This is a genomic window from Lentzea albidocapillata subsp. violacea (assembly GCF_900100275.1).
Lineage (GTDB): Bacteria > Actinomycetota > Actinomycetes > Mycobacteriales > Pseudonocardiaceae > Lentzea > Lentzea violacea.
Genome location: NZ_FNET01000017.1, coordinates 106,267 through 131,218, shown reverse-complemented (window position 1 = coordinate 131,218; position 24,952 = coordinate 106,267). Strand labels below are relative to the sequence as shown.

Sequence of the window (24,952 nt, the reverse complement as noted above, 5' to 3'; positions counted from 1 at the left end):
CCGGGATGAAGCTCCAGCGGATCAGCCTGTTGTGTACGGCGCTCACGGTGACGGCCGCCGCCACGACGCCGGTGGCCGGTGCGGAAGGCCCGCCGCTGGCCGAGCGTCTGCGCGAAGCGGTCGTGGCGCAGAACTTCAGGGACGTCATCGACCTGACCCCGCCGAAGCCTGGCACGCGCCCGGCGAGGCAGGAGGAGTACGACGCTCCGCCTGCCGAGCTGATGAGCCGGGCCCGGACGCGTCCCGGCGGCACACCGTTGCACCAGACCCCGAACCTGGACGTGGCGGTCATCGAACTCGACGCCGCCGGACGGCCGGCGGCGGTGGCGAACGTGTTGCTCAGCCCGCAGCACCCGCACGGCGTGGTTGTGCCGGTCCAGCCCCAGGCGTTGTCCACCGACCAGGTCCGCTATCGCTGGTGGGATGACGCTGAGTGGGACACCAACGGCGGCGTGGGCACGCGGGACGTGTTGCCGGGCAGAGACCACGCGCCGATCGACTTCGCCTCGCCGTACCCGGCGTCGGTGCTCAAGCTGCTGGTGGGCTTCGGTGTGCTGCGGCTGGTGGATCTGGGCAGGATCGATCTCGACGCCGATTACGTCTTCGAACCCAGCCCGGCGCGTGAGGCGTGCGGCGGACCGTCGGTGAAGAGGGTCCGGCAGCACTTCGACGAGATGATCACGAAGTCGCAGAACGAGTCCACCTGCGCGTTGGTGAAGCTGCTCCACGACCTGAACGCGTGGGACCAGGTCAACCGGACGTTCGCGGACCTGGGCATGCCGACGCTGATGGTCACCGGGACGATTCCCGGCAACGGGGGCGGCTGGGGAGGCGCGAACATGAGCGGTCTCGACACCGCCAAGCTCCTGCTGCTGATCAACGGCGGGGCGGACGTGCTGTGGACGACGAACGAGGGCAAGCCGGTCACCGCCAACGAGCTTTCGCCGTCGTCACGGAAGTTCTTCCTGGACACGCTGGCGGCCCAGGGCCACAACGAGATGCTGTCCACAGCGAACTGGTGCGGGCGCGACTACCCGGTGCAGGGCATCCCGCAGCAGGTGCCATCACGCTGGATCGAGCCGGACGGCACCGTGACGGTCGGCGACGCGGTCTACGACCGTGACGTGCGTCCGTGCAACGAGGCCGCCGAGGTGACGTTCGCGCACAAGACCGGCTGGACCGCCACCGCCGGGTCCGACGCGGGCATCGTGAAGTCGTTGCCCGGCAAGGACAAGCGTGAGTACATCGTCGTCGTGTTCGGCAACCTGGGGATGGACTACGCCGACGCCGCCCGGCCGGCCGACCCGCCCGGCGTCTTTCCCGTCCTCTACACGCAGAAGTACGCGCAGCTCGGCAAGGCGATCGATGCCATCCTGAAGACTTCGTGACCAAATAGGTCTAGCCGTGAGCGTGGCGATCCAGGATTGAGGCTCGGTCGCGTGGGCATCCGTAGGTGGATGTCGCACCTGAGACTCAGGTGCCGGGGAAGGACGACATGGGCACCGATGACAAGTTCGACGCCAAGGCCGACCAGCTCAAGGGCAAGGTCAAGGAAGGTGTCGGCGACGCGACCGACGACCAGGGTCTGCAGGCCGAGGGCCAGACCGACCAGTCGAAGGGCCACCTCAAGGAGGCGGCCGAGAAGGTCAAGGACGTCTTCAAGAAGTGACCCGCGGACCCGGGAAGGGTACGTGCGTTCGCGGATGCACCCTTCCCGGGCTCGGTTAGGGTCGCGCCGTGGATCGAATCGCGGGATCGTTGTACGGGCTGGCTTTCGGGGACGCGCTCGGCCGGCCGACGGAGTTCCTGACCGTTGCGGAGATCGACCGGAGGTTCGGTCCTGCCGGGCCGGATGACCTGGTGGGTGATCCCGCACTGGTCACCGACGACACGCAGATGGCGCTCGCGGTCGCGTGGGCGCTGCACGGTGTCGACCGGTACACCGCTGACGTGCTGGAGCCGCGGTTGCGGGAGCGGTTCGTGGCCTGGGCGCACAGTCCGGAGAACAACCGTGCGCCTGGGATGACGTGTCTGCGCGCGTGTGGCGGCCTGGCGGAGGGCGCGCCGTGGGTGGAGGCGACCGTCGCCGGATCCAAGGGATGTGGCGCGAACATGCGCGTGACCCCGGTCGGTCTGGTGCCCGGACTCGACCTCGACGTGCTCGCCGGGGTGTCGCAGCTACAGGCCGCGATGACCCACGGCCATCCCACGGCACTGGCCGCGTCCGAGCTCACCGCCTACGCCACGCGGCTGCTGGTCGACGGCGCCGACCTGGCCGACGTGCCCGCCGCGCTGCTGGCCCGATGTGCAGAACGGCGCTCCGTCTACCTGGAGGAGTGGCTGGGATCACTGTGGCAGCTGCCGGGCGCGACCACACCCGCCGACTTCATCGCCCGCGGCTGGGACGAGTGCGTCGTGGTGCTCGAGCGGCTGGTGGCTGCTCTTGCCCGGCCTGACGACGGCCTGGACGTGTGCCTCACCACCGGCGAGGGCTGGATCGCCGAGGAGGCGCTGGCGAGCGGTCTGCACTGCGCGATCCGGCACGCCGGCGACCCGGTGCGATGCCTGGTCCGGGGCGCCCGGACCAGCGGCGACTCCGATTCGATCGCCGCGCTGGCCGGAGCGTTCGTAGGCGCCGCCCACGGTCTGGCCGCCTGGCCGGCGGACTGGGTCGCGCGCATCGAGTACGCGGACCAGCTGAGCGCGCTCACTTCCGGCACGCACAACCTGATCTGAGGCGTTGCGGGTCGTCCAGGCACGACAAAGCCCGGCCGGATAGATCATCCGGCCGGGCTTCAGCAGTCCTGCGTGCCGCTAACGGCAGTGGGGACTAGGCGGGGACGATGTTCTCCGCCTGCGGGCCCTTCTGGCCCTGCGTGATGTCGAAGGAGACCTTCTGGCCCTCCTGGAGCTCACGGAAGCCCTGAGCGGCGATGTTCGAGTAGTGGGCGAAGACGTCAGCGCCGCCACCGTCCTGCTCGATGAAGCCGAAGCCCTTTTCAGCGTTGAACCACTTGACGGTTCCGGTGGCCATGGTGCACTCCAAGCATGAATTTGGCGCCCGCACTGTGCGGGGCCGGGTGATCCGTCATGGCCGGAGACGCTGAACAGCAAAACGCCCGTGACCTGCGATCACGGGCGAACGGTACTTCGGAACCATGACAGATGTGAATACCGTACACCGGCGGGCCCCAACATCCAGCATCGGAGTGCCCAAATCTCCCGGATCGTGTCGAAGATCGCCTCACAGAGTGACGGCGGACGACCACGGCACGGCGTTCACCGTGGTGTGCCGGGGCGGGGTGTAACGATCGTTTGGGTACCTGGCGACAGTCGGGGCATGGTGCTCAGGCTGAACGTCGCCTCCACGTGTGTCGGCACCCCGGCGCTGGGGCCGGGATGGCGGTCGGTCGTGTGGGTGCAGGGGTGTCCGTTCCGCTGCCGGGGATGTGTCGCCCCCGAATGGATTCCCGACGTGCCCGCGCGGCTGGCAGGGGTCGGCGAGCTGGCCGGCGAGCTGCTGGCCGACGAGCGGGTGGACGGCCTCACGTTCAGCGGTGGGGAACCCATGGCTCAGGCTGAGGGACTCGCCGCTCTCGCTCGGGCCGCGAGGGAGGTGCGCGACGTGTCGGTCGTCTGCTTCACCGGGTTCACGTTGCCGCGGCTGAAGGAAAGCGGACTGCCCGGTGTGGCCGAGCTGCTGTCCGAGGTGGACGTCCTGATCGACGGTCAGTACGTGCGGGAACGCGACGACGGCCTCGGGTTGCGCGGAAGCACGAACCAGGTGGTGCATCACCTCACCGGACGGCTCGCCGACGTCGGCTACGACTTCGAAGGCCGCCCGCGGACGGCGGAGGTCCGGGTGGGGGAGCGGGAGGTGGCGCTCGTCGGGGTGCCTACGGCTGATCTGCTGAAGCGTCTCGCTCCTGTGCTGGGTGGGCCTGGTAGGTCACGAAGAGAGAGATGACCCGGCGGGCACTGATGATCACTCCACTGGTGTCCGTCAGCGTCGTGGGGGCGGCCGTGTTGCCGGCCCGGAAGCGAATCGGGGCGGCCAGGACCAGGTCCCGGTCACCGGTCTCGTCGATCGAGGTGTTGAAGGACGCGAGGAGTCCGGAGATGAACGAGCCGTCCTCCATCGCACAGCCGACGTGGATGCGCCGGCCTGGCTTCTCCTCGAACATCAGCCACCAGGCGGAGGACGCCGACTCGTGCGGGGCGACGTGGCGGGTGCGGATCGAGCCGATCACCGCGGCCAGGGCGGTCGCGAGCCCGAGCAGGCCGATCGTCCACCAGGTGACCGCCAGGTACGACTCCTTCAGATATGCCGCGGGCTCGCGGACGAGCCTGCCCACGTCCGGGGTGATCGACGGCCAGATGGCGCGCACCGAGCCGAAGAGCATCAGCACGACCACGTTCAACGCCAGGCTCACGCACACCAGCCGCGCGGTTTCCCGGACCGGTGACGCCTGGAGTTGTGGCGCGACGCGTTGGCGGGCCAATGCGAACATCAGGCCAGGTGTCATGCACACCGCGAATACGAGAAGGCCCAGCAACGTCGACGGCACGCGGTAACCATGCCATACTTCGCCTCCGCCGAACACGAGGTCATCACCATGGCTGATTCAGCACGGGCTCCGGACGCCGGGTCCGGCAAGAAAGCACGAGCGCGTCGCGTGCGCGGTCAGAAGCGGACGCAGAGTGATTTCCCGGTGCTCGACGCGGACGCCGATCCTCCCGCGTTCCCTCCAGGCTCCGAAACCGAGGTCGGAAAGTGATCTGAGGTGCTATGGGTGATGAGCTCTCGGCTGCCGAGGTAGACCAGCTCGCGCGGTTGTACGCATCCGAGGAGCCGGCACGGGCGGTTCTCGAAGAATGCGGCATGCCACGCGAGGTGGTATTCGGCATCCCGCATTCAGGCGATGCCAGGGCGTTCTGGGCGACGGCCGCGGCACGGCTCGCCGACGGCGTGATGATCGCCGGGCGGCGCCGGCTGCTCGAGGTCGTGCGCAGGCGATATCCGGGGAGCCCGCTCTTCGGCGAGCGGCGGCAGGAGACGGGCAGGACCTTTCGCGCCGACCGCGACATGGTCGTGATCGAGCGGGCCGAAGGTCCCGTCACGGTGTACGCCCAGCCGTCCGGCGCGGAGCGCGAGCGTGCCGAAAAGCCTGCTACCAGCATCTTCTTTCTCGGTGCCAGCCCTTTCGACATCGACCTCGACCGGCTGCGCGCGGATCGCGAGTTCCGTGCGGTGCAACGAGCCGAACGACCGGGTGTGCTGCGCGTCGTCAGCAGGATCGCCGCGACCATCGCCGATCTGGCCGACGTGCTGGAGGAGAAGCCGGACGTGCTGCACCTCTGCTGCCACGCCGTGGACGGCCTGCTGCAGTTCGAGGACCCGGACGGCGATCCGCACCCGATTCCGGCGGCCGCACTGGCGCAACGGCTGCGCGCATATCGCGACCATGCCGATTTCACTCTTTCGGGCCTTGTCATTTCCGCGTGCCGCAGCGCCGAGTTCGCCGGCCTGTTCGACGGCCTCGCGAAAACCGTCGTCGCGTGGAATAACGACCTCGACGACGACTGCGCGATCGCGTTCTCCGCGGCGATGTACAGGCACCTGAGTCAAAGCTCGGTACGTTCACTCGGTGCGGCCGCCAGAGTGGCCGTGGAAGAGGTCGGCACCACTGACGGGGAATGCCGGAACCTTCCCGAACAGCTCTACGTGCGATCGATGTAACGAATCTCTGCTCTTCGGTGACAAGACGGGTGCTTGTTCCGTGGTGTGCGTCTAGGGGTGGCTCGGTGAGCGGTAGAAAGCGTATTTACGTCGATGAAGGTGAATGGAATCGCCTGCGCCAGGAAGCCGGCAAGCTCGCGGAGCTCAAGCGCGACATGCCGAAGATCGTGGATCGGATCCGCGCTCGGACGCAGGCCGACATCGAGACCTCGATGCGGGAGGTCGACCAGCGGCACGCCCGGTTCGAACAGGCGATGGGCGAGCTGAGTGAGCACACCCGCGAGGTCGAGCGCGAGACCGCCCGCCGGATGCGGGAGAACAGCGACAGGGTGCACCGCGAGATGGCCGCGCAGGGTGAGCAGCTGCGTGCCGAGACGTCCGAGGCGTTGCGGCAGCAGCAGGAGAACCTGACCAGGGCGATCGACAGGGAACGGCGGGAACGCGAGCGTAAGCACGCGGAGATCGGCGCGAAGGTCGAGGTGATGCGTGCCCACCACGACCGCGCGGAACGGATCGCGCGTGAGTACGTCTCCGACGCGAAGGTCCTGCGCGACCAGGTGGCCCAGTACCCGCACGAGCGGTATCTGCCGGACAGGTTCACTTCGCTGGAGGCCAGGCTCACCACGCTCCTGTCCAACGTGGACAGCGGTCTGGGTGCTCACAGCCTGAGCGCCGCGCAGGAGCTCTGCCTGTCCTTCAGCGAGCTGCGCCTCGACCTCGACCGGCTCGACCAGGAGTGGCGGACGTGCCGGATCGCGGCCGAACGGGACCTGGTCCGCCTGCGCGAGCTGCTGGCCCAGAACGAGAAGATCGAGCTGAGGGGACGACTCGCGACGACCGATCTGCCCGACGTCGACCACTGGTCGCGCGGCGCGTTGTCGAGGCTCGCCACCGAGGTCGACTCGCTGCTCGCCCAGGTCCGCGACGACGCGCAACCGATGACGACCGAGGCGCTCCTCGTCGTCGTCGACACCGTGCCCGAGTACGAGCAGCGGCTGGAAACCGTGGTGACGCAGGCGGTCACGGCGATGCAGGCGGCTCAGCTACGCACCAACCTCGCCGAGCTGATCGCCGGCGCTCTCGACCACCACCACCACTACCAGGTCACCACGGCGGGGTTCGCGAGCGAGGACCAGCGGGAGACCTTCCTCGCCAAGTCCGTGCACCACGTGAGCGGCAGCGAGATCGTGATCGAGGTCGAGCCGGGCGAACGCGCCGACGCACCGCCACTGGTGCGGCTGCACAACTTCGACGCGGACGGCGCCTCCGAGGCGGAACGCGCCGCGCGGACGAAGTCGATCCACCGCAACGTCCTGGAGCACAGCGGCATCGACCTGCGCGCCACGGAGGAGTTCGCGGAGCCCGACGACCGCAAGCGCGACATCGAACCGCTGCTCGCCGCCGGAGCGGAACTACCCCGCGGCACCGTCCGGCCGACGCCGGGCCAGACCGGCGGACGCGCCTGACCGGAGAACCGGATGACCATCGATTCCTCTGGCGCCGTGCCGGCGCGGCTCACCGGTGCGCGCGGACCACGGCCCGGTGAGCCGCTGTGGATCCTGCACGGTCCCGGTGTGGACGACAGGTTCGTCGGCGCGGACATGCACGTCCGGTCGGCGGAGGAGATGCTGTGGGAGGTGCTGCACGCCGCCGGTTACGAGCGGATCGTGTTCAGCGGCTACCGCGACGCGGTCTACTTCCGCGACGACGCCTCACGCGACCTGACGCGGGCACCGGAACAGGACTCGGCGCGGCAGCCCAGGCGCCGCAACGCCATGCGGCACTTCCGCGGCCCGTTCGGCGACACGATGCTGTTGTCCGAACCTCCCGCGCGGCCACGCCGCCCGTCCGCCTCCACCGACACCGAACGCGTGCGGATGCTCGACGGGATCATGGTCGACGCGGCGATCTCGAGTGCCGTGGTGGTCCCGAACGCGGAGACGTGGCTGGAGAACATCCAGCCGGACATGCGCCGCCCGTTCGCGGAGATGATCGGACGCTGGAGCGCCGGTGTGGTCGGCGGCGGCAACGTGTGCGTGCTGCTCTTCAGCCAGCCCGACTTCGGCGCGATCGTCGAGTTCGTGCGCGGCCAGCGATATCTGCCGCAGCTCACCGACAAGCTGGCCGCGCTCGAGGCGAGGCGGTCGGGACGGGTGGCGGGACATCTCGGGTTTCCGGACGAGGCCGAACTGGCCGGGCTCCTGCACGGCATCCGGCTGAGACACGGTCTCCGCCTCTCCGACTGGAACGCTCTGCCGCACCTGTTGCGCGTGATGGCCGCACAGGAGATCCCGGTCAAGGTGTGGGAACGGGTGCTGCGCCGGATCGCCGGCCGTTCCGCGCTGTCCGTCGACGTGCTGCGGGAGCACGGAGTCGCGGAGGTCGCGGTCGCCGACGCCCGTGACGTGTGGCGCAAGCTCGACGAGATGGTGGGGATGACCTCGGTGAAGGAGTTCCTGGCACGGCACAGGTACGTGCTGGAGGCGAGCATCGCGCTGCGGGCTCGAGGTGTGGACACCGACGCCGAACCCGCCGCGCTGCACCTGACGTTCACCGGAAACCCCGGCACCGGCAAGACCGTGGTGGCGCGCATGGTCGGCGAGCTGTACCGGGACCTGGGACTGTTGCGGCGGGGGCACGTGGTCGAGGCGAAGGTCGAGGACCTGGTGTCGTCGATCCCGGGCGGCACCGCGCGGCAGACGTCCGCACGGGTGCGCGAGGCGCTCGACGGAGTGCTGTTCATCGACGAGGCGTATCGGCTCAGTGAGGACCCGCACGGTCTCGGCATCCAGGCGATCGACGTGCTGCTGACCGAGATGGAGAACCACCGCGACAGGCTGGTCGTGATCATCGCGGGCTACGCCGGCCGCATCGACGACTTCCTCGCCACCAACCAGGGCCTCTCGGGCAGGTTCCCGCGCGGCAACCGCCTGGTGTTTCCCGACTACACCCCGGAGGAGCTGCACGAGATCCTGCTCGGCCGGCTCCGCGGGCAGGGCATCGAGTGCGCCGACGATCTCGTCACGGCGCTGCGCACGGTCACCAACGCCTTGTACCGCACCAAGTCCGCCGACTTCGCGAACGCGCGGACCATGCGCGAGCTCGCCGCGGAGATCCGGAGGGAGTGGGCGGGTCGCACCAGGCTGACCCGCGACGGCGAGATCATGCCGGCGACCGCGGAGGACGTGCCGGCGCACTACCGCTCGTACCTCGCCGAGCAGCAACCGCTGGACGAGGTCCTGGCCGAGCTCGACCAGCTCACCGGGCTGAAGACGGTCAAGGACACCGTGCGTGAGCTGGCCGCCGTGCTGGAGCTGCGCAAGCTGCAGGAACACGAGCCCGGTGGCGTCGCGGCACCGCACATGCTGTTCCTCGGCTCGCCGGGCACCGGCAAGACGACGGTGGCGGGCCTGCTCGGCAAGGCCTTCGCCTCGCTGGGGTTGCTCTACCGCGGTCATGTGGTGACGACGACGCGCGGGGACCTGGTGGGGGAGTACGTCGGCCAGACCGCGCCGAAGACGAGGGCGAAGGTGCTGGAGGCGCTGGACGGCGTACTGCTCATCGACGAGGCGTACGAGCTCGCGGGAGAGGGCAACGACTTCGGGTCGGAGGCGGTCGCCGAGCTGATCACGTTGATGGAGCAGTACCGGGGCAGGCTCGTGGTGATCGCCGCGGGCTATCCGGACCGCATGGACGACTTCGTCCGCAGCAACAGCGGCGTGCTGTCCAGGGCGGAACGGCTCTACTTCGCCGACTACGAGCTCCCGGAGCTCCGTTCGATCTTCATCGCCATGGTCGAGGAGATGGGGTACGAGTACGAACCGGCCGTGCCCGCGCGGGCGGTGCGCTGGCTGGAACACGACCGGGCGCTGATGGCCCGCCAGGGCAGGGAGTTCGCGAACGCCCGCACCGTGCGCAACCTGGTCGCGACGGTGGAACGCAGGCTCGCCGTGCGGGTGCTCAAGCTGCCGGTGCAGGAGCGCCGTGCGAAGGCCCGTCTCGTCATCGGCGCCGACGTCCCGGATCCGGAGGCGTCGTGAGCACCGCTCTCACCGAGGTGGCCTGCCCGGTGTGCACGCACGTCGTGCCACCCGACCCGTCCTGCGGCCGTTGCGGCTGGGTCCTGTTCGGCGGTCCGTGGGTCGACATCGCCGCGGACGACCGGCGGCTCGAGTTCCACGCCGAGCTGACCGCGGCCCGGCGGAGGTTCGACCTGACGGCCGCGGTGCTGGCGGCCGGCGGGGACCAGGAGCTGTTGGCGCGCCTCCTGAAACTCCTCAGGGGCGGCGCGCCGAAGGAGGCCGAACTGGCCGATGCACGGCGGACCTCGGCGCGGCACCGCACCGAACCGCTGGCGGTGGCGGGCGCCGCGGCGTTGTCCCGGCTGGCACGCCACGGCGCACTGGCGGTGGTGGACGTTCGTCTCGACGGCGTCGCGGTGGCCCGCATCGATGTCGGCGAACGGCACGTTCCGGGCTTGACCGGACCCGTGCGGCTGCACCCGTGGCGCGAGCTGATGCCCACGTTGCCGCAGGACGCGGACGAGCTGGCAATCGTGCTCGCCGGAGGTGCCGGTCTCGGGCAGGCCACGCGGCACACCGGCCTGGCCGACCTCGGACTGGACGGTGACGTCCTGGTGCTGAACCGGCTTCCGGGTCTGCCGGTACCGGACGCCCTCGTCTCGCGGTACACCGACGTGTGGCTGGTGGCCCGCACCGAACCGGCGCTCGACGACCGCGTCATCGCCTCGTGGGTGGCGCGTGCCCCGTTGCACCACGACCTGAGCCTCGTGCTGGTCGACGTGGACCCTCAGGGCGTCACGCACCCGATGACCAGGACTCTGTTCACCGCGGGCACCACGGCGCGTGAGCTCCCGGTGGCGCGGCTGACCGTGGACGCCCCGGCGGGAGGCCGTGAGCCGCTCGTGCTGGCGGTGGTGAGCGGGCCCGCCGGCACCCCGCCACGCCAGTGCGCGCCGATCTCCGTGGTGCGCTGCGAACTGCGCCCCTCCCAGCGGCACGAGCTGGAGTTCCGGCTGGACGGCCCGGGGGAGGTGACGCTGGTGCGGCCGGGAGGTAGCGCCGACGACGCCACGGCGAACCGGTGGCCCGAGCTGCTCGACGACATGCCACCGCGCTACCAGAGCGACGCCGACGCACTCGACTTCGCGATCGCGGTCGAACTGGGCGGTGCGGCGGAAGCGGTGGCGCCCAGGCGAAAGCTGGTCGTGGACGTGCTGGCGCACCTCTCCGCGCACCACCCCGATCCCGCGGCCGTGAGAGCCGCCGTCATCGGTTACGACGACCACCTCCGCGCGCGGAACGTGCTGCACACGACGTCCGGTTTCGTGTCGCTGGAGGACGCGGAGGACTTCGCGGCCGCCCTCCTGCCCAGCCCGGCGATCGAACCGAGAGGTGCTCCCGTCGAGGACGCGCTGGCCGTCGCACGCGGGCTTCCGTGGCGCTCGCTGCCCGTCGCGCGCAGGCTCGTCCTGGTCGGTGGCAGGCCACCTCATCCGGCCGCGGACGCCGCCATCAGCAGGTGCCCGAACCAGCACGACTGGCAGTTCCTGTTGCGGCAGCTGGAATCCGATCGCGTCGTGCACGCGGCGATCTGGGACCGGCCGGACTGGACCGAGCGCGGCAACCCGGAGGCACGGCGCGCCACCCAGGCCTGGCACGCGCTCGCCAGTCCGCAGAGACCGATGCTGCTCCACCACGTCGACGCCGCGTTCGTCGTCAAGGAGGCCAAGGCCGTCCGTGACGCCGGACCGCAGGCGTCCCTTCTCTTCCCCCTGGCGATCAAGAACTGAGGAGATCCATGACCATGCCGCAGAACAGCCGACCGGCGCCGCCGACTCAGTTGCGGATCGGGCTGTGGGGGCCGCCCGGCAGTGGCAAGACGACCTACCTGGCCGCGCTCAACGTCGCGACGACGCGCCGCCCTGACGGTGTCGGCAGCTGGATCATGAGTGGCCTGGACGACGTCTCCACGAGCTTCCTGGACCGCTCGACGCACCAGCTGACCACTCAGCGCACGTTTCCGGTGGCGACCCAGCAGGAGACGAACATGCTCTTCCGGTTCACCGGTGAGCGAGAGGTGGTGCGCCGCAGCAAGATCGGCCGCAGACTCGTCGAGATGGAGCCGATCGCGTTCGAGCTCGACGTGCTCGACGTACCCGGTGCCATGTACGACAACCCCAGCCGGGAACAGGGCCAGGAACAGCACGTCAACGTACCTGGGCCAGGCGGCCCCCCGGTCGCGGACAGGCAGCACGCGCCTCCGCTCTCGTTGATGGAGCAGGAGAACCGCCTGATCGACCACCTGCAGATGTGCCACGGCATCGTCTACCTGTTCGACCCGGAGCGCGACTCACTGGAGCAGGACGCGTTCCGCTACTTCCACCCGGTGCTGAACCGGCTCACCGAGAGGATGATGTCGCAGTCGCACATCAGCCGTGCGAAGCTGCCGCATCACGTGGCGGTGTGCGTGACGAAGTTCGACCAGCCGAACATCCATCGGCACGCCCAGGTCAAGGGCTACACGGTGTCGGACGAGCAACCACCGTTCCTGCCGCGCGTACCCAACGAGGGAGCGGCCGACTTCTTCAAGCTGCTGTGCTCGGACCCGCAGAGCAACAGCGACCTCGTGGAGAAGGGGCTGCGGCAGCACTTCAACACCCTGAACTACTTCATCACGTCGTCCATCGGCTTCTACGTGCCCGGCAACAGGTTCCGGCTGCACGACTCGATGAACGTGGAACGTGTCGGTCCGGGCCACGAGGGGGTCCGGATCAAGGGCAGGATCTACCCCATCAACGTGCTGGAGCCGCTGCTGTGGCTGTACGAGAGCATCCTCCCGGCCCGGCCATGAGCACTGTCGAGGCCGGCTGGGCACTGATCGGCAAAACCCCTGGTAGCTATGAAGACTACGCCGTGCTCGCCGCGAGCCGCGATCCGTTCACCCCGCGCACCATTCGTCAGTTCGTGGTGGAGCGCGGACCGGGCAACCCGCCGTCGGTCCAGGAGACCGGGCCTGGAGCCATGCCCTGGGCCTGGTTCTTCGCGCTGGGAGTGGACGACGTCTCCTACGTGTGCCTGTCGATCAGCGAGTGGTCGAACGATCTGGACGCGACCAACAGGCCGATCGTGTCCACGCGGTTCTTCTGCCTGCGCACCGACGACCTGCTTGCCTCGAGACTGTCCTATTCGGACTTCTACCGGGCCGCGCTGCGGGTTCCGCTGCACGCCGGGCTCCCGGATGCTCCCGTCCGGCTGGTGGTGGAACCCGCCTCGCCACAGCCGCCCGTCCTCAGCGACGGCCACGCCATCGCCGCCGCGGGGGCCGTTTTCGACCGGCAGGTCGGGTTGATCGGCGGGCCTCTCTCGCTCGATGCCCGGATCGCCGTGCTGGACGAGGTGATGGCGTTCCTGCCGGCCGGGGCGAAGGCATGGCTGACCGCCGGAGGATGGACGGACTTCGCCACGAGTTACCCGTTGCGACTCGGGTTCGCCGCTCAGGCGCGCGATCCCTCGCTGGGCGTCGACCTGCGAGGCACAGCACCACAGGTCCAAGGCGCTTACGCTTCGGCACTGCGAGAACTCGTGGCGAGTCATGGTGCGGATGCCGTCCGCGCGCACCTGGCCACGTTGACCCAGAGCCGGGAGTGGGGCGCGGCCGAGGCAGTCGTCGCGCTGCGGGACCTGGACCAGGAGCATGCGCTGCTCAAGGCCGCGTTCGACGGAACGCTGAGGCCCGTGATGCTGCGCAGGCTCGGCGCGGCCCGGTTCCGCAGGATGAGCGAGTCCGATCGGGAGACGGTGCTCGCGACGTACCTCGAGTTCGCGGCGGCGGACGACCTGAGGCTCGACCGCGCCGTCCTGGCGGAGAACTGGCGGCCGCGGCTCGGCAAGGGGTTCGAGGACCTCGTCCGCCAGCGGCTGCACCGTGGCACCTGGTCGGCGGGGCACCTTCTCGGTGCCGCCGAGTTCGCCGCCGAGGTGGATGCGCGGGAGAGCTTCGCGAACGTACTGCGCTGGTGGGCGGGCGAACGCAGGTCAGCCTCGCTCGGCGCACTCGTGACGGCACTGGCCAGGGACGCGGGCTGGAGCGCGTCGCTGGCCCCGGTGATCGCACACTCGGACCAGCTCGCCGTCGCGGTGATGAGGGCGGCGCTGCCGGACGGCGCGGGTGTGAGCAACGCCCTGCTGGCCCTTCTCCACGCCGACTACCCGAACAGCAGCTGGGAGCGTTACGGCAGACCGTACCTGCACCCGCGACACATCGAGGAACAGCACCTCGGCGCCCTCAACGAGATCGATCCCGATGCCGTCGCCGACGTGATGCGCAACGCCCGGCTCGGTGCGGAGCCGGGGTGGTGGTCGCAGCTGCTGGGGTGGTTCCTGGACCTGGTCCGCAGGTGCAGGGTCATCTCCCAGTCGTGGATCGAGCTGCTGCGCAACGGACTCGAGCCGATGGAGCCCTCGGAACGGGCGAGGGTCGACGTCGCGCTGTGCCTGCGAGGACAGGCGCCGGGGCAGGACCTCGGCCGCGCCGGGGCCACCTACTGGACGGGCCTGGTCGAGGCGGCGCGTGCCTCGTTCGCCGACGACCAGCAGCGGCGGCAGTGCGGTGACGCGCTGGCCGTGTGGCTGGGCCACGCCTGGGGGAACGAGTCAGGTCGCTTCTTCGAGATCATGGCCGCGTTGTGGCAGCTCTCGGACGCCCTCGGCGGCCAGGAGGTGCTGACACCCGCGCTGATGAGGTCGATCGCGGAGCAGGTCCGCAGAGCGCCGCAGCGGCTGGAGGACGTTCGCCTGAACGCGTGGCTGCCCCGGTTCGAGGTCGATCCCGAGCTGCACAGCCTGGTGCTGATGGCCCAGCTGCGCGGACTGCAGCAGGATCGGGCGGCGGCGTACGTCGCGGTCCTGGTGGCGAAGATCCTCCACGGGAAGATCGTGTCCGCCAACGACGTCGTGGAAGTGCTGAGCCACCGGTGGAGCACCAGTCCCCACGGCTGGGCGGAGTTCCTCAGCGTGCTCAACATCCGGCTCGCCGGGATGGGTGACGACCGCGGGCCGGAGCTCTGCACGAAGTTCGTTCACGCGCTGATGCGGGGCGACTTCGGCGAGCAGACGCGGCGCGAGGTGACCCAGTTCCTGCCGCGTTTCATGATGCAGCAGGGGTATCTCACCGTGGAGATCTGCCGCGAGGCCTTCCGGGTGCAGCAGGTGGCGGGCAGCGGTGACGAGCTGAGCAAACTCCTCGAGCAGCTGGTGCGGCGGATCAGGGAGATCATGCCCAAGGGGTGGCTCGGCAGGATGTTCCGGTCGGGCGATGGTCACCGTGACCACCGTTGAGCTCGGGATCGACATCGGTTCGGTGCGCACGAAGGTGGCGTGCCGCGACCAGGTCTGGCACGGACCGTCGAGCGCCGACGCCGCCGGCGTCCTGCCGGAGGTGGCCAGGCGTGAGTTCGGAACCGAACCGGGTGCGGCCGCTGTGGTCGTGGCGGTGCCGGACAGGTGGACCACGGCCGGCGTGGACGGCATGTGGACAGGCGCGGTCGAACGCACGGCGGAGGGCGCCGAGCTGGCTCGCGTGCTCACCGAACGTGCCGGGTTCGCCTCGGTTCGTCTCGTGCCGGCATCGCAGTGCGTCGTCGCGGCGCACGGCGGCACGTCAGGTTGCGTGCTGGTGTGCGACGTCGGCGGAAGTTCGGTCACCGCCGCGGTTTACTCCTGCGACGCAACGACGTCGCGGCTCCTCGACAGCGAGAGCGCCGAAACCGCGGTGCGGGAGTCGCTGCGGCGCGCGGCGCGTGTCGATCCTGCCGAGGCCGCGGCCTTCGAGGATCACCGGTGCCACGCCGCGGGGCGCGCCGCCGTGGTGCTGGAGCGGGCACGGACCCACGAGCGTTATCTGGGCACTCCGGTCTACCTGTACGGACGTGATCACGTCACGGCCGAGGCCGCCCTGTCCGTCCTCCGTCCACTTGCGACGCTCGCGGCCGAGGTCGTGGGCACGGTGCTGGCGCGGGTCGGGGAACCGGTGGAGCTCGTGCTGCTCACCGGTGGCAACGTCCTCGGTCCTGTCGAGGCGGCGGTGCGCGCGGCGGCCACACGGCCGGTGCGGGTGCTGGCACCGGAACAGGCGGCGGTGGGGGCGTGGCGGATCGCGACGGGCGCGGCCACCGCGCTCGACGGGTACCCGCACGAACTGGGCATCGGCGTGCGGCAGGTCGTGAGTGGACTGCTGGAGTCCGTCACGATGCCGGTCGACGGACGTGTGCCGATCACCGTGGAGGTCGAGACCGACCACTTCGGACACTTGCCCGTGCGCGTGCGGATCGACGGGCAGGGGCCTTGGCGCGAGGCCGGGCAGGCCGATCCGGTGCGGGTGCCGCGCGGAACCTATCGCGTCACGGCGCTGGGTCGCAGAGGCGGCCTGGGAGCTGTGCTGTTGCGCCCGGCCGGACCGGGCGCCGACATCGTTGTGCCGCTGGGCGCCGAGGCCGGGCCCGCGTTCGACGGCACGAGTTGAAGAGAGGCCGGCAATCATGAACTCGTCTCTGAAGGGACGAGCTTGCCAATCGCCGCGAGCGGCGGTTTTCAGGCTTGCTGCTGCCGTCCTAGCTGGCTGCCAGGATAGGCGCTGCGTCTGGGCGCATGACTTCGCCCCAGCACACGACACCGCGTGCCGCGATGTTGTGTGCTGCGTTGTGGTCGGCGTGCCCAACGAAGTCACACCGGCCGCAATGGAATACCGCCTGACTGCGGCGGTTGCGTTTGTCGACGTGCCCGCAGGCGTGGCAGGTCTGCGAGGTGTAGGCCGGATCGACCTTCGCCAGCACGACTCCAGCCTGCTGGGCCTTGTAGGTCAGGAACTGACCGAGCTGGGCGAACGCCCAGGAGTGCAGCGCGGCCCGTTGGGGCTTGCGAAGCCGTACCCTGGCGCGGATTCCCGTCAGTTCCTCGACGGCGATCCCGCGTCCGGTGCGTTCAGCCTCGGCCACGATGTTCTTGCTGATCCGGTGGTTCACATCGGCCGCGAACCGGGCCTCCTTGCGGCGGCGTTTCTTGAGCAGCCGTCGCGCGGAGGAGGTCTTCTTGGCCTGCAACCGCTTCCGCAGTCGCAGTTGACGCTTGCGGTAGCGGTTCAGACGCGACCCGCAGAACCGGTCACCGTCAGAGGTGGTCGCGATGTTGACGATGCCCAGGTCGACTCCGAGGAACCCGTTCACCGGTTCTCGCCGGGCGGCCTCGGGGCTGTCGACGACGGCGTGCAGCAGCCACACCCCGTCCCGGTGCAGCAGGTCGGTTTCCCCGATCGCCGGTCGGGAGCGCAGCAGGGCGAGATGCCGGGGGTTTGCGACGATCCGCACGGTGCGGAGCCGACCGGCGACCGTCCAGATCGACACGGTCCCGTCGCGGCCCGCGTCACCGAGTTGCCAGGACAGGCAGCGGGCGTCGAACGGCTGCGCCGCTTGCGGGCGGAACCTGATCGGGGTGTCCTCGGCCTTTCGGCGCCGCTGCGACCCAGGCGGCCCGTAATTGCCTGCGTTGAGGTGGGCCCGCAGTGTCGTGTAGGCGTCCACGGTCTTGCCGATGACCCGGATCGCCGGTTGGGCGGCCAGCCCGAACCGTTCCCGCAGTTCGGTGTAGAGGCGTCTCTGCACGTCGAACTTCCGGAACACCTGGTCGGTGTGCATCCGCTCGGACAGCCAGGAAGCTGCCGTGTTGCAGGCGAGCAGGGTATCGCCCAGCGCCGACGCCTGCTCGGGCGTCGGCAGCAACCGCACCTGCACAACCTGCTTCACGTTGATCACCATAGCGTCGGTCTATGTCACCGCGATGGGAACCCGACCCCGACGTACGCAGGGGACGCGGTGTCATCCACGACCTTCACGTCCACCTGGTCTTCGTCACGAAGTACCGGCGTGGCGCGTTCACCGATCAGATCCTGCGCCGCTGCGAGGAGATCATGCGGGACGTGTGCGCCGGCCTGGGCGCGGAGCTGCGCGAGTTCAACGGCGAGACCGACCACGTGCACCTGCTCGTGCACTACCGCCCAGTCTGGCCCTGTCCACAATGGTCAACAGTCTCAAAGGCGTCTCCTCCCGACGCCTGCGGCAGGAGTTCCCTGCACACATCCGCCGGCACCTGCGGAGGCAGCACTTCTGGTCGCCCGCCTACTTCGCCGGGTCGTGCGCAGGCGCGCCCTTGTCACTCATCAAGGAATACATCGACCAGCAGAAGCATCCCGACTGACGGCCCGCCGCGCAGGCCGCACAAGCCGGGACCGGCTCCTCCTGGCCGTAAACGACCAGCCTTCCGCCGACTGGAGTTCAGGTGAACGACGATCCACGAGCCGCACTGCTCGCCGCGGCTGAAGGTGACGACGGACCGCACACGGCGCTGCTCGTGCTGCGGCACGCCCTGGCGTGGTCGGCGCGGGCGGTGGCGTCCGCACATCCGCGCGACCACACGGATCCGGCCGTGATCGAGCTGGTGATCGTGCTGGACGACGCCCTCACCCAGGTCGACGCGTTGGTGGAACACGTGGTCGCGGTGGCGGACGCGGGAGTCGCCGGAGTACCCGTCACCGCGTACCTGGCGCGGCAGGCGTCGGCGTTGACCGAGCTGGCTGAGCGCGTCGCGGCACTGCGGCGTGAGCACGAGGCGCTCTTCGCCGTCGAGGAGGAGCTGCGGGCGTGCGGCGAGGAGCACGACAGGATCGGCGCCCAGGTCGAGGAGCTGAACCGGCTGCGGCGGCTGTCCGAGGCGTTGCCGGAGATCCGGGCGCAGCACGAGACGTTGCAGCGGCGGCTTCAGACGATGACGTCCGAGTCGGCGCAGGCGGAACAGGCACTGGCCGACACCGCTCATCAGGTGGTAGTGCTCCGCGACGAACTGGTCGCCGATCTCGGACAGCGCACCAGAGACCAGCTCGACCGGCTCAGCCGGACGGAGGCGAGATGGGCGGCGCTGCACGCGGAGTTCGCCGAGAAGACGACAGCGCTGGCCGACAAGAACGTCGAGTACGAGAAGCTGAAGGCCGAACGGGACGGCCTGCTGCGGGCGGTGGCCGCACAGCACGAGTGCGACCAGGATCTGCTCGCCAGGCTCAGCGAGGTGAGTGAAGGCGGCGCGCTCGACCGCGTGCGCGCGTTGCTGGCAGACGTGCGGATGACGCTCGACCAGGTCGAGACCGCGCTCGGTGACGCGCTGGTGCGGTACGACGAGTTCGTCGAGCAGAACCGCAAGGTGTTGCCGTGGTGAGGCTTGCGGCGGTGATCGCGTTCCTGGTCACGATGGTGAGCCCGGCGGCAGCGGAACCGGGTGCCGAGGACGTGTACCGGGCGTTGGGGGTGTTCGACGCGCCCACCGACTACGTGGTCCTCGTCGACACGTCCGGTTCGATGGCCGAACACCAGCGGTACGACAACGTTCGCACCAACCTGCGCACGTTCTTCGGCAAGCTGGGGGACCGCGACCTGGTCACCCTGGTCACGTTCGACGTCGTGCCGAGCATGGTGCACAGCGGTTCCCCGAAGAGCGCCGTCGCCGCCGTCGACGCGATGCCCGTCGTGCCCAGAGGTGCCGCCACGGACATCGGCGCTGCCCTGGAGCTCGCCGTGTCCTTGCTGGAGGGCGGAAAACCGGGGCTGTCGGGGGCGATCGTGCTGATCACGGACGGGATCGCGCGGCCTCCCGCCGCCAGCCGGTACCACGAGCAGGGAGGTCCCGCGTGGAGCGAGCTGGCCGCACGAGGCCGGGGTCTCGCGTCGCGGACGGGTGGCTACGTGGTGCCGGTCGCGTCCGGCGAGTCCGGCACCGACCAGATGAGGTCGGTGGTGCCCGGCACCGTTCTGCTGCCGTACGCCGAGGGCGTGGGCGACTTCCTGAGCCGGCTGCAGGAACAGGTCAAGCGCGGCAACGCCCGGCGTGCGCTGGGGGACGACCTCACCTCAGGGGTCGAGGTGAGCTGGTCGGTGCCGGACGGGGCGGACCTGGCCGACCCGGTCGCGGCGAAGCTCGTGCTCAGGTCGACGGCGCGGGCCATGCCGCTCGAACTGCGCAACCTGCGGGTGGAAACCCAAGGCCTGCCGGGAGAAGTCCGCGGCCTGCCCGACCGCGTCGAGCTGGCCGCGGGCGAACGGCGTGAGCTGGAGCTGACGATGAGCTCGACCGAGCCGGCCTGGAAGGGGATCGGTCGTGTCGCACACCCGGTGCGGGCGGACCTCAGGTTCGCCGCGGACGTCGGCACGTCGTGGCGGCCGGTGCTGGAGCGCGATCTCGGAGTACGGCTCGAGAATCCCGCCGCGAGTGCCGGCGGCACGTGGAACGGTGTGCTGACCAAAGGTGTGCGCTGGCTCTACCTCCTGTTCGCATTCGTGGCGCTGATCACGTTGCCGCTGACCGGGTTCCTCCTCTGGGCGCGGCGCAACCCGGTGATGCGCGGCGTGCTGGTCGCGATCGGCGGGGACGACACGACCCACCGCATCCCGCTGCACGGCTCGCGCCGGGTGACGTTTCCCCGCCCGGAAGCAGGCGGGCTCGGCGGTCGGTTCCGCGTGCGCGGTGCGACCGCGCCACGTGGTACGCCGGTGCTCACCTACCTCAAACCCGACGGTACGGCGGGACAGTCCCGCATGTGCCCGCCGGATGCCGGCGACCTCGATCTCTACGGCGTGGTGTTCCGATATCACCGGAACGCGACGCATTGACGGTCAGACGCGGGCGAGCTCCATCTCGCTCGCCCGCGTCGCCGGATGCGTGGATCCGAGGCTGCGGGCCCTGATCCGCACCGCGAGGGCCAGCTCTGCCCGTGCGGTCTCGCGTTCACCCCCGGCGGCCGCGAGAACACCGATGTGGTGCCTGGTCACCGCCACGTCGGGGTGCCACTCGCCACGCCTGCGCAGCTGGGCGGCGAGCACCGGGCGAAGCTCGCCGTTCGTCACGGCACCCAGTTCCGCCTGTGCGCGCAGCACTTCCGGATGTTCGGGGCCGAGCGCGGGACGGAGTTCGCCGAGCACCTCACCGAGCAGGTCGCGTGCGGCGGCGAGGTCACCGCCGCGCCGCAACGCCACCGCGAGTGCCCGCCGGAGCACCGACTTGACGCGGTCCGGTGAGGCGGACAGCCGAATCCTGGCGCTGAGCACGGCGTTCAGTTCCTCGACCGCTCGTGGAACGTCGCCCTGTTCCGACCGCAGCACGGCACGTTCCTGCGCCACCCGCAGCGCCAGCGCGTGCTCGTCGCCGACCTGGTCGACCACGGTCTGGTAGGTGCGGTCGAGATGGGCCGCCGTCGTTTCGTCGTAAGGGCGCACCAGGGCTACATCGACCAGGCACGGCAACGATGGCTGCCCGAGCCTGCGGACCGCGGCGAGCACTCCTGCCAGCTGGCCGTGCGCCGCGGCGAGGAAACCCTGGTCCGCCAGCACCAACGCGTATCTTCGCCGCACGGCCGTCCGCACCACTTCGGACAGGTCGGACCGCCGCAGCAGCGCCGCGAGGGCGCCGGCCAGCCTGAGGTCGTCCGCGTGGGTGATTCGTCGCTCCCGCGCCGTTTCCGCCCGCTCGCCCGCGATCTCGGCGTGCTCGGGCGCGGCGGACAGGAGCCGCTCGGCCTCGGCGAGTCTGCCGCCGGCCCGGCAGATCCTGGCGAGCGCGAGCGGCACCCGGTAGTCCGCCGTCCGCAGGAGCCCTCGCAGCGCGTGCTCCGACTGATCGGCCTGCCCCCGGTCGAGCAACGCCATCGCGGCGCCGAACGGATCGGCCGGCGCGGCGAGGGGTTCGGTCCGGGGCGGCGGAGCAGGCGGCACGACCTCCTGCTCGGTCTGGACGGGTACGGGTGGCGGTGCCGGAGCGACCTGGTGCGGTGCCGCGCCGGACCCGGTGAGGAACGCCCGCCATCGCGCGGAGTCCTCCGCGGCAGGTGGTGGATCCGCCGCGGGTGCGGGCTCCGCCACCACGGCGGCGGGCGTGCCGGCGACGGGCGTGCCGGCTGCGGGCGTGCCGGCGGCGGGCGCGTTGAGCTGCTCGGCGACGACGTCGAGCAGCAGGCGGGCCTTGTCCTCCTCCTCGGGATGGGTCTCCGCGTCGACGTTCGCCAGCAGCAGCTGCAGGTGGTGTTCGGCCTCGGGCAGCCTGCCGAGTTCGTGCAGCACCTCGCTCAGAGCCAGTCGCACGTACACGATGTCGTCGTCCGGATCGCCGAGCTCCTCCAACGCCGTGATCACGCCGAGCAGCAGCGCCTCCGACTCGCCGAGCCGGCTTCCCTCGCGCAGGATGCCCGCGAGCACCGTGTTCACCATGGCGATGTCGTAGCGGTGGTCCTCCTCCAACCGGGCCAGCACGGCGAGGAGTTCCCGCACTTCCGTCTCCGCGGTCGCGTGTCGCTCGTCGGCCCAGTGCACCAGCGCCAGCAGCAGCCGCGCGCCGAGCGTCTCGTCCGACTCGGGGCCGTCCTTGCCGAGCGATTCGATGAGCAGCAGCAGTTCCTGTTCGGCGGCGGCGAACCGGCGCAGTTCGGCCAGCAACCTGGCCAGCGCCGCCCGTGTCTCCCTGGTGTCGTCGTGGTCGGGGCCGTGCAGGCGTTCCAGCGACTCCAGCGACTGCCGCAGCAGTTCCTGGCAGCCTTCCCGGTCGCCGTTGAGCAGCGAGATGTTCGCGAGCGCCGACCGCACCATGGAGGTGTGCGGGTTGTCCGGCCCGAAGGCCAGCATCTGCGCGTCCAGCAGGTCGCGCAGCTCCTCTTCGGCCTGGGCGTTGTCCTGTTCGGACTCGACCAGCATCTGCGCGTAGACGAGCCGGGTGCTCAACGTGGCGATGTGCAGCGGGCCGTGCGTGTCCAGCTGCAGATCTAGGACCGTCTCGACCTCTTCTCTCGCGCCGGCGTGGTCGAAGTGGTGGCGCTGCACCGCGGCACCGAGCCGGGTGGACAGCACGAACGGATGGTCGTCCCCGAGCGTGCTGGCCATGGTGACCGCGACGTGGATCAACCGTTCGGCATCGCGTCGCGGGTCGGCGTCGGCAGCCTGGCTGTGCGCCCGCATGTTGATCAGCGTCGCGATGCCCAGCAGGGCGAGCGGATCCTCCGGGTTGAGCGCGTTGTGGTGGATCCGCAGCATCTGGTTCAGCTGTGCCTCGGCGTTTCCCTGCTCACTGAGCAGGGAATGCACGCCCATCAGCGTCACGCGGGCGGACAGCGTCAGCGGGTTGTCCGACCCGTGCACGCGTTCCTGGGCGTGCAGAACGGCTTTCAGCTCGTCTCGCGCCTTCACCAGCTCACCCTTGCCGGCCCAGGCGTCGGCGAGCATCGCCCTGGTGACGAGGATGTCCGGGTGGTCGGGGTCGTCCGGCCAGGTCGCGCGTTCTTCCTCCAGCACCGCGAGGAACTCGTGTTCGGCGACGTCGAACGCGCCACGCCGCGTCATCATCTGCGCGTACCCGAACCGGGTCGCCTTGCGCAGGCCGGGACACACTCCGCGGTCGTGCGCCTCCATCAGATCTTCGTACAGGTCGTCTGCGAGGTCGTACTCGTTGCTGTTCCACGCGGCGTGTGCCAGCTGCTGTCGCAGCGTGACCATGAACTCGCCGTCCTGGTCGAACACCTGCTGTGCGTCGCCGTACAGCGTGGCGAGCTCCTCGGTGGCCGTGGCGTGCCCCTCGGTGCGACCGATCAGTCCCACGGCGAGCCTGGCCTGCAGTCGCACGGGGTGCAGCGGTTCCAGGACACTCGCCCGCTCCAGCGCCAGCCGGCTCATGTCGTGCGACGCGCGGATCGCGCCGGAGTGCAGCAGGTGCGAGGCGCATTCGTCGGTGGTGTCCACCGCGTGGGCCAGCACATCCAGGTCGGCCACCGGCACGTTCGTGACGACCGACGTGCAGATGGCGGGCATCCGTGCCGAACGCAGGTCGGACGCGGCGAGCAGGCTCACGGCGGTCGACCAGATCACGCCACCGTCGGCTGACGCGTCCCGTGACGCGGAGATCACCTCACACAGCAACGGATGCAGGCGCAGGCACACCGCCTCGTCCTCGGGTTCGACGGTCTGGTCCAGTAACGCGGACGAGGTGAGGCCTCGGACCACCCGGCCGAGGTGGGTCTCGGTCAGGGGCGTGCCACCGCGGTCGAACGCCGGCAGCCGCAGGGGTTCCGCGGACAGCAGGTCCACCGGGATCGGGTGTGGCGCGCCGAAACAGGACAGCAGCTGCAGCACCGGTCGTGCCGCGTGCAGCTCGCGTTGTTCCAGCAGTGCGAGGGAAAGCTCCCACGTCAGCCGGATCGACCTGCGAGCGGCCTCCTCGTCGGACAGCGCCGGCTGGGTCGGTTCCGCCGCGTCGAGCAGGTCCAGGTCGCGTTCCAGAGCGTGCAGATAAGTCACGAACGTGCGGTTGAACGGTGGGTCGTCGGCCAGGTAGCGCCCCGCGAGCCGCAACGCGAGGGGCAACCCGCCGAGTCGTTCCGCCAGTGCCTGCGCCTCCGCCTCGGTGCCGGCACCCGGCGCCAGACCGGACAGCACGAGCCCGCCGTCGGTGTGGCTCAGGCATTCGACGCGGCGCAACTCGGCGTGCTCCCCCCACGGCGCGCGGTCGCTGCGGCGGCTGGTCACCACCACCATGCCCGTGCGGCTCGCCCTGATCCACCCGGTGCCGTCGAGCTCGGGCCCCGACGATCCGAAAAGGTCCTCGCGATGCACGTCGTCGACGTTGTCGAAGACCAGCAGCCACGGTTCGGCGGACTTCTCCAACGCCTGCCACACCACGGTTCGCGCGTTCGCGTCGCCGAGTCTTCCCTGGTCGACACCGAGATTCCGGGCGACCGCGTGCATCGATCGCTCGACGTCGCTGTGGCCGACCCAGTAGACCTTGCGACCCTGGTCGGAGGCCTGACGTGCGAGCCACAGCGCGAGCGTGCTCTTGCCGCCGCCCGGAATGCCGTGCAGCACCCAGATCTTGCCGTCGCGTTCCCTCAGCGCCTTGACCAGCTCCGGTTTCACCGCGTCCCGGCCGTACAGGTGTTTCGGCAGCAGGCTGAGGCGGGGTTCGATGGTGATGGGTCGCAGTTCCTCCGCGACCTCGCCTTTCCGGGGCGATCCGCCCACGGCGTTGAACGCGCTCTGGAAACGGGGCAGCGCAACAGGTTCTTCCTGCTCGCGATTCCCATTCTCGCTCGTGCTCATCGACCCTCCGCACAATTCGCCAC

Annotated in this window: 17 protein-coding genes and 1 pseudogene; 14 read left to right on the top strand and 4 right to left on the bottom strand. The window is 70.0% G+C overall.

Translation table 11 applies throughout. The features are described 5' to 3' along the window. Positions 1–5: 5 nt before the first annotated feature. The 3 genes from BLR21_RS30780 (at position 6) to BLR21_RS30770 (ending at position 2,736) form a co-directional block, all read left to right on the top strand. Entirely contained in the window at positions 6–1,388 is a 1,383-nt protein-coding gene (locus BLR21_RS30780; RefSeq protein ID WP_090011472.1) for a serine hydrolase, read from the top strand. 107 nt (positions 1,389–1,495) lie between these two features. Continuing rightward, positions 1,496–1,669: a CsbD family protein gene (locus BLR21_RS30775; protein WP_090011470.1), complete on the top strand. Its 174-nt coding sequence runs from the start codon at positions 1,496–1,498 to the stop codon at positions 1,667–1,669. A gap of 68 nt (positions 1,670–1,737) precedes the next feature. Beyond that, positions 1,738–2,736 carry an ADP-ribosylglycohydrolase family protein gene (locus BLR21_RS30770; protein WP_218131006.1) on the top strand — a complete coding sequence of 333 codons (999 nt, stop codon included), beginning with the start codon at positions 1,738–1,740 and terminating at the stop codon, positions 2,734–2,736. 94 nt (positions 2,737–2,830) lie between these two features. On the opposite strand, the gene BLR21_RS30765 is transcribed toward BLR21_RS30770, so the two are convergent. Continuing rightward, positions 2,831–3,034 carry a cold-shock protein gene (locus tag BLR21_RS30765; RefSeq protein WP_030475722.1) on the bottom strand — a complete coding sequence of 68 codons (204 nt, stop codon included), beginning with the start codon at positions 3,032–3,034 and terminating at the stop codon, positions 2,831–2,833. A gap of 306 nt (positions 3,035–3,340) precedes the next feature. Between BLR21_RS30765 and BLR21_RS30760 the strand changes: the two genes are divergently transcribed. After that, complete coding sequence (locus BLR21_RS30760; RefSeq protein ID WP_090011466.1) at positions 3,341–3,967, top strand: 4Fe-4S single cluster domain-containing protein; 627 nt, start codon at positions 3,341–3,343, stop codon at positions 3,965–3,967. Here the strand turns inward: BLR21_RS30760 and BLR21_RS30755 are convergent. Beyond that, positions 3,897–4,568 carry a DUF6338 family protein gene (locus BLR21_RS30755; protein ID WP_090011464.1) on the bottom strand — a complete coding sequence of 224 codons (672 nt, stop codon included), beginning with the start codon at positions 4,566–4,568 and terminating at the stop codon, positions 3,897–3,899. The two genes, BLR21_RS30760 and BLR21_RS30755, sit on opposite strands and share 71 nt — an antisense overlap. Positions 4,569–4,789: 221 nt before the next feature. Here BLR21_RS30755 and BLR21_RS30750 point away from each other — a divergent pair, with 221 nt between their 5' ends. The 7 genes from BLR21_RS30750 to BLR21_RS30720 all read left to right on the top strand — a co-directional run bounded on the left by BLR21_RS30750 (position 4,790) and on the right by BLR21_RS30720 (position 16,282). Further along, on the top strand, positions 4,790–5,740 hold the full coding sequence (locus BLR21_RS30750; protein WP_090011462.1) for an effector-associated domain EAD1-containing protein: 951 nt from the start codon (positions 4,790–4,792) through the stop codon (positions 5,738–5,740). Between the two features lie 65 nt (positions 5,741–5,805). Next, entirely contained in the window at positions 5,806–7,206 is a 1,401-nt protein-coding gene (locus tag BLR21_RS30745) for a hypothetical protein (protein WP_143027933.1), read from the top strand. A gap of 12 nt (positions 7,207–7,218) precedes the next feature. Next, a complete protein-coding gene (locus BLR21_RS30740; RefSeq protein ID WP_090011459.1) occupies positions 7,219–9,780 on the top strand; it encodes an AAA family ATPase in 2,562 nt (853 codons plus the stop codon). After that, the gene (locus BLR21_RS30735; protein ID WP_090011457.1) at positions 9,777–11,552 is read left to right on the top strand and encodes a hypothetical protein; all 1,776 of its coding nucleotides are present in this window, start codon (positions 9,777–9,779) and stop codon (positions 11,550–11,552) included. Before BLR21_RS30740 ends, BLR21_RS30735 begins: the two co-directional genes overlap by 4 nt. Positions 11,553–11,560: 8 nt before the next feature. Further along, positions 11,561–12,613, top strand: a complete 1,053-nt coding sequence (locus tag BLR21_RS30730) for a hypothetical protein (protein ID WP_090011455.1) — start codon at positions 11,561–11,563, stop codon at positions 12,611–12,613. Further along, the gene (locus tag BLR21_RS30725) at positions 12,610–15,099 is read left to right on the top strand and encodes a hypothetical protein (RefSeq protein ID WP_090011453.1); all 2,490 of its coding nucleotides are present in this window, start codon (positions 12,610–12,612) and stop codon (positions 15,097–15,099) included. The genes BLR21_RS30730 and BLR21_RS30725 overlap by 4 nt, the downstream gene beginning before the upstream one ends. Beyond that, positions 15,086–16,282: a hypothetical protein gene (locus tag BLR21_RS30720; RefSeq protein WP_143027932.1), complete on the top strand. Its 1,197-nt coding sequence runs from the start codon at positions 15,086–15,088 to the stop codon at positions 16,280–16,282. The genes BLR21_RS30725 and BLR21_RS30720 overlap by 14 nt, the downstream gene beginning before the upstream one ends. A gap of 88 nt (positions 16,283–16,370) precedes the next feature. On the opposite strand, the gene BLR21_RS30715 is transcribed toward BLR21_RS30720, so the two are convergent. After that, positions 16,371–17,558, bottom strand: a complete 1,188-nt coding sequence (locus BLR21_RS30715) for an RNA-guided endonuclease InsQ/TnpB family protein (protein ID WP_218131005.1) — start codon at positions 17,556–17,558, stop codon at positions 16,371–16,373. A gap of 23 nt (positions 17,559–17,581) precedes the next feature. Here BLR21_RS30715 and tnpA point away from each other — a divergent pair. From tnpA to BLR21_RS30700, 3 genes and pseudogenes are all read left to right on the top strand, one after another. Next, positions 17,582–18,009 (top strand): annotated as a pseudogene (tnpA, locus tag BLR21_RS30710) (IS200/IS605 family transposase). Between the two features lie 81 nt (positions 18,010–18,090). After that, positions 18,091–19,020 (top strand): coiled-coil domain-containing protein, encoded by a 930-nt coding sequence (locus BLR21_RS30705; protein WP_090011447.1) that lies wholly within the window; start codon positions 18,091–18,093, stop codon positions 19,018–19,020. Continuing rightward, positions 19,014–20,468 (top strand): vWA domain-containing protein, encoded by a 1,455-nt coding sequence (locus BLR21_RS30700; RefSeq protein ID WP_143027929.1) that lies wholly within the window; start codon positions 19,014–19,016, stop codon positions 20,466–20,468. Before BLR21_RS30705 ends, BLR21_RS30700 begins: the two co-directional genes overlap by 7 nt. Before the next feature lie 3 nt (positions 20,469–20,471). Here the strand turns inward: BLR21_RS30700 and BLR21_RS30695 are convergent, their stop codons facing one another. After that, positions 20,472–24,929: a tetratricopeptide repeat protein gene (locus tag BLR21_RS30695; protein ID WP_143027928.1), complete on the bottom strand. Its 4,458-nt coding sequence runs from the start codon at positions 24,927–24,929 to the stop codon at positions 20,472–20,474. Between the last annotated feature and the right edge of the window lie 23 nt (positions 24,930–24,952).